The sequence below is a fragment of the Terrabacter terrae genome (assembly GCF_039529575.1).
Lineage (GTDB): Bacteria > Actinomycetota > Actinomycetes > Actinomycetales > Dermatophilaceae > Terrabacter > Terrabacter terrae.
The window spans coordinates 1-5,273 of the sequence record NZ_BAAANB010000239.1 but is presented as its reverse complement, the minus strand read 5'-3'; the positions used below and the strand labels follow the sequence as shown (position 1 = coordinate 5,273).

The 5,273-nt window shown below is 72.0% G+C and carries 6 protein-coding genes; 5 read left to right on the top strand and 1 reads right to left on the bottom strand.

The genetic code is table 11. From position 1 onward, the window contains the following. From ABD194_RS21540 to ABD194_RS21525, 4 genes are all read left to right on the top strand, one after another. The coding region (locus ABD194_RS21540; RefSeq protein ID WP_343995356.1) for a hypothetical protein at positions 1-401 on the top strand (401 nt) is incomplete at its 5' end. A gap of 193 nt (positions 402-594) precedes the next feature. Next, positions 595-1,638: a thioredoxin-disulfide reductase gene (trxB, locus tag ABD194_RS21535; protein ID WP_343995354.1), complete on the top strand. Its 1,044-nt coding sequence runs from the start codon at positions 595-597 to the stop codon at positions 1,636-1,638. 53 nt (positions 1,639-1,691) lie between these two features. Continuing rightward, a complete protein-coding gene (trxA, locus tag ABD194_RS21530; protein ID WP_343995352.1) occupies positions 1,692-2,015 on the top strand; it encodes a thioredoxin in 324 nt (107 codons plus the stop codon). 147 nt (positions 2,016-2,162) lie between these two features. Continuing rightward, positions 2,163-3,404, top strand: coding sequence for an N-acetylmuramoyl-L-alanine amidase (locus tag ABD194_RS21525; RefSeq protein ID WP_343995350.1), 1,242 nt, complete (start codon positions 2,163-2,165; stop codon positions 3,402-3,404). A 6-nt stretch (positions 3,405-3,410) separates the two neighbouring features. Here ABD194_RS21525 and ABD194_RS21520 read toward each other — a convergent pair whose 3' ends face one another. Further along, complete coding sequence (locus ABD194_RS21520) at positions 3,411-4,082, bottom strand: N-acetyltransferase (protein WP_343995348.1); 672 nt, start codon at positions 4,080-4,082, stop codon at positions 3,411-3,413. A gap of 119 nt (positions 4,083-4,201) precedes the next feature. Here ABD194_RS21520 and ABD194_RS21515 point away from each other — a divergent pair, with 119 nt between their 5' ends. After that, positions 4,202-5,224 carry a glutathione S-transferase family protein gene (locus tag ABD194_RS21515; RefSeq protein ID WP_343995346.1) on the top strand — a complete coding sequence of 341 codons (1,023 nt, stop codon included), beginning with the start codon at positions 4,202-4,204 and terminating at the stop codon, positions 5,222-5,224. The last annotated feature ends 49 nt before the right edge of the window (positions 5,225-5,273 follow it).

Below are 5,273 nucleotides of genomic sequence, written 5' to 3'. Positions count from 1 at the left end.
CCTCCGGCGCACGGGCGACCTCCCCCTCGCCGGCACCCACGACGGACGGACTGCACATCCAGCTCAGCCGCACGGCCTACACCTCGGGTGGCCTCGCCGCGCAGGCGCGCACCCTCCTCGACCACCCGGGTCCCGCCATCGACCGCCTCGCCGCCGAGTCGCCGGCGATCGGTCCCATCGCGACCCCCATCGGCCTCGCGTCCTGCCTCGAGGCGGTCGGCGCCGTCGACGCCGCCCACCCCGCGCCCGACTCGGTCTCGGCCGACCTGGCCACGTTCGACGGCAGGCCGGCCGCGGTCGTCGTCGTGACGCGCGGTGGCGCGAGCACCGCCTGGGCCGTCGCACGCAGCTGCACGACCGGCGCCCCCGGAGTCCTCGCGGGCGCCACGCCCGTCCCCTGAGCCCGTGCGGGCGCGTCGCCACGGGCGCCGACAGACGCGCGCCCGGGCGTACCGGCGCGGGAACAAGCACCACCTAGGATCGGTTGTAGCCCACGCGGCCAGAACCCTGCGCTGCACCGCCCCACGCCGGCATCCAGGGCGCGGAACCGCGGCCGCGAGCACGAACCGAGAGCCTCACGAGGAGCACGTCACCATGTCGAGTCCGGACACCGTCCGCAACGTCATCATCATCGGCTCGGGCCCAGCGGGCTACACGGCGGCCGTGTACGCCGCGCGCGCCAACCTCGAGCCGCTGGTGTTCGAGGGCGCCGTGACCGCCGGCGGCGCGCTGATGAACACGACGGACGTCGAGAACTTCCCCGGCTTCAAGGACGGCATCATGGGGCCCGACCTCATGGACGGTATGCGGGCCCAGGCGGAGCGCTTCGGCGCCGAGCTCGTCACCGACGACGTCACCGCCGTCGACCTGACCGGTGAGGTCAAGACCGTCACCGACGGCGCCGGCACCGTCCACCGCGCCCGCTCCGTCATCCTCGCCATGGGGTCGGCCTACCGCGAGCTCGGCCTGCCGCGCGAGAAGGAGCTCTCGGGCCACGGCGTCTCCTGGTGTGCCACCTGTGACGGCTTCTTCTTCCGCGACCAGGACATCGCCGTGGTCGGCGGCGGCGACTCCGCCATCGAGGAGGCGACCTTCCTGACGAAGTTCGCCCGCACCGTCACGATCATCCACCGCCGGGACGCCCTGCGTGCCAGCAAGATCATGGCGGAGCGTGCCTACGCCAACGACAAGATCCGCTTCGCCTGGAACTCCGAGGTCGCCGAGATCCACGGTGACGGCAAGCTGACCGGTGTCACGCTGCGCGACACCGTCTCCGGCGCGACTCGCGAGCTGGCGGTCACCGGCCTGTTCGTCGCCATCGGGCACGACCCGCGCAACGAGCTCGTCACCGGCATCGTGGACACCGACGACGCCGGCTACGTCCTCGTGGACGGCCGCTCCACGCGTACCAACGTCCCCGGCGTCTTCGCCTGCGGTGACCTCGTCGACCACACCTACCGCCAGGCCATCACGGCCGCCGGCTCGGGCTGCGCCGCCGCGCTCGACGCCGAGCACTACCTCGCCGCTCTCGAGGACACCGCCACACCCGACGAGGCCGCTGCCGAGGCAGCCCTGATCGACGAGACGGACGTCGGAGAGATCCCCGACGTGCGGGCCGGCGTCGGCGCCGACGCGTAACCTCCACAGCCCACCTGCCACCCACCCCCGCCGCACACCGAGAAGGAGCCTCCATGGCACTGAAGAACACGACCGACGCCACCTTCGCCGACGACGTCCTCATGAGCGAGAAGCCCGTGCTCGTCGACTTCTGGGCGACGTGGTGCGGCCCGTGCCGCAAGGTCGCCCCCATCCTCGAGGAGATCAACGAGCAGTACGGCGACAAGATCGAGATCGTCAAGCTCGACACCGACGCCAACGTCGACACCGCGGCCCGCTACGGCGTGGTCTCCATCCCGACGCTGAACGTCTACGTCAAGGGTGAGGTCGTCAAGTCGATCGTCGGCGCCCACCCCAAGCCCAAGCTGCTCCGGGAGCTCGAGGAGTTCATCGCCTGACCCTGTTACCACATCGAAGGGGTGGCCCGTCGTCACGGTGTCACCCCTTCGGCGTACTACGCTGCTCACGGCGCCTCGAGCGCTTCCGAGCCGACGCACCACGAAGCCGCGCCACCCCTCCGAAGTCGTGCGAGGAAAGGAGCCGAGATGACACCACCGCAGCCCGTCCTGCTCCGGCGCGGTGACTCCGGCCCAGCCGTTGCGGCAGTCCGCGAGCGCCTCCTCCTCACCGGAGACCTCGTCGCCCCCTCGGAGCCCGACCACTCCTCCGCGCTGCCGGACGACGCGGTCTACGACGAGCACGTGGAGCAGGCGGTCAAGTCGTTCCAGCAGCGACGCGGGCTCCTCGTCGACGGCATCGTCGGACGGAGCACGTATGCCGTCCTCGACGGCGCCCGGTGGGCGCTCGGTGACCGGGTGCTGCGCTACGTGCCCGAGCACTTCATCGAGGGCGACGACGTCGCGGCCCTGCAGACCCGCCTCGTCGAGCTCGGGTTCCGTCCCGGCAAGGTCGACGGCATGCACGGCCCGAGCACCGACGCGGCGCTGCGGGCCTTCCAGGCGGCCGTGGGTCTCGTCCCCGACGGCACCGTCGGTCCCGACACGATGCGTGCCTTCCTGGGCCTGCGCCGCTCGGTGAGCGGGGGGTCGGCCAACGCCCTGCGCGAGCGGGAGCAGATCCGCCGCGGCGGTTTCAGCCTGAGCGGCCGGACCATCCTGCTCGATCCCGGCCACGGCGGGGGTGACGACGGCGCCCGCGGCGCCCACGGGCTCGTGGAGGCCCAGCTCGCGCTCGACCTCGCCCGGCGCATCGAGGGCCGTCTCTCGGCCCACGGCGTCAGCGTCGTCTTCACGCGCACCGAGACGACCGACGGCGGCAGCGACGAGGAGCGGGCAGCCTTCGCCAACTCCTGCGACGCCGACCTCGTCCTGTCGCTGCACACCGACCACTCCGCCTCGGGCTCGGCGCACGGGGCGGCCACGTACTTCTACGGACACCCCGACACCGCCGCCCACTCGGACTGGTCGGTGATCGGTGAGAGCTTCGCCGACCTGCTCCTGCGCGAGGTCGTGGCGCGCACCGGCCTGACCGACTGCCGCACGCACGCCCGCACCTGGCCGCTGCTGCGGCGCACCCGCATGCCGGCGGTGCGGCTCGACTTCGGCTACCTGGACCACCAGGGCGACGCCGATGCACTGGCGGACGGCCAGACCCTCGACCACGTCGCCGAGGCCGTCGTGGTGGCGCTGCAGCGCGTCTACCTGGGCGAGTCCGACACCTCACGCACCGGCGTGCTGCGCCTCGACGACCTCCGCCGGCACCTCGAGACGATGCGGGCACAGCAGGCGCGCGCGGCCGGCCCCACGGCCGACGGCACCAACGGCTGAGCGGCCCTAACGGCGGAGCGGGCCGTCCGGCTGCCGCTCCGCCACGTGCGCGTGGCTCGTCCCGTTCGGGTGCGGCGCGGGTGCAGGATGCACGCCGGGCACCCGGGCGAGGGCACGCGACAGTGCCTCGGCCACCTCGTCGCGCAGGGTCACCACGGTGCGCAGGTCGATCCGCAGGCGGGGGTATGCCGGGTGGTCTCGTTCGACGCGGAAGCCCACCTTCTCGAGGAAGGCCACGTCGAGCACGCAGGCGTGTCTGGAGACGGCCAGCGGTCGCGCTCCCACGGCCTCGAGCGAGCGGACCCGGTGGGCCAGGGCGTCCTTGGCCGCCGCCTGCACGAGCGTCTTGCGGAGCGCGGGATGTGCGGCCGTCGTCACCGCCGTGAGGAGCATCAGCGTCGAAGGGTCCGACGGGGAGGTGGGAAAGGCCGCCAGGCGAGGGACGTGGCGGGCCGGGGCGAACAGGACGTGCCCGGCCGGCTGCCCGTCGACGTAGGCGACCCGGCCAGGGCTCCCCCAGTCCGCGGTCACCGTCTCGACCCACTCGGAGAGCAGCTCCAGGGGCTCTCGCGGTCCGGAGTGCCCGTTGCGCGGCACCGTCTGCCAGAAGGTGCACGGAGCGCAGCCGCCCACGAGGTCACCGACGCGATCCGGCGTCAGCGGACGCAGCTCACGCACGACGCCTCCCGGACACCTTCATGCCTGCATTCTCCCCCCACGGCGGTGTGGCAGCACGCCGGGACCACGCAGGTGTTTCGGGACGGAAGCAGCCGGCATACGGAACGTAGGGTGGCTCCATGAGCGAGCCGGGCACGTACGTCGAGAAGAGCTTCAAGCGCGACACGAACTACATCACGACCCGCATCACGGCCGACGGCCGCGACGGTTTCCCGGTGGAGGCGGGACGCTACCGGCTCGTCGTGTCGCGCGCGTGTCCGTGGGCCAACCGCGCCATCATCGTGCGGCGCCTGCTCGGGCTCGAGGACGCGCTGTCCATGGGCATCTGCGGTCCCACCCACGACAAGCGCAGCTGGACCTTCGACCTCGACCCCGGCGGCGTGGACCCGGTGCTGCAGATCCCGCGCATCCAGGACGCCTATCTCAAGCGCGACCCCGACTACCCGCGCGGGATCACCGTCCCGGCCATGGTCGACCTCACGACCGGGGCGGTGGTGACCAATGACTTCAAGCAGATCACCGTCGACCTCGAGACGCAGTGGCGCGACCTGCACCGCGACGGCGCTCCCGACCTCTACCCCGACGCCCTCGCCGACGAGATCGAGTCCGTCAGCGAGCCGATCTACCGCTTCGTCAACAACGGCGTCTACCGTTGCGGGTTCGCGGGCACCCAAGAGGCCTACGACAAGGCCTACCGCAGGCTGTGGGAGCATCTCGACCTGCTGGAGGAGCGGCTCTCGACGCGCCGCTACCTCGTCGGTGACCACATCACGGAGGCCGACGTGCGCCTCTTCACGACGCTCGCGCGCTTCGACCCCGTCTACCACGGCCACTTCAAGTGCAACCGCAACAAGCTCAGCGAGATGGGGGCGCTCTGGGGGTATGCCCGCGACCTCTTCCAGACGCCGGGCTTCGGCGACACCATCGACTTCACCCACATCAAGCAGCACTACTACATCGTGCACACCGACATAAACCCCACCGGGGTGGTGCCCGTCGGTCCGGCCCTCGAGAACTGGGCAACGCCCCACGGACGCGAGGAGCTCGGCGGCTCCCCGTTCGGTGACGGCACTCCCCCTGGGCCACCGCGCGAGATCGTCCCCCCGGAGCACAACCCGGTGCTCGCCCTCCTCGCGGGCTGACGCGGCTTGTCCGGACGCCACCCCGGTTCCCCTTGCGGCGCAGGGGGAC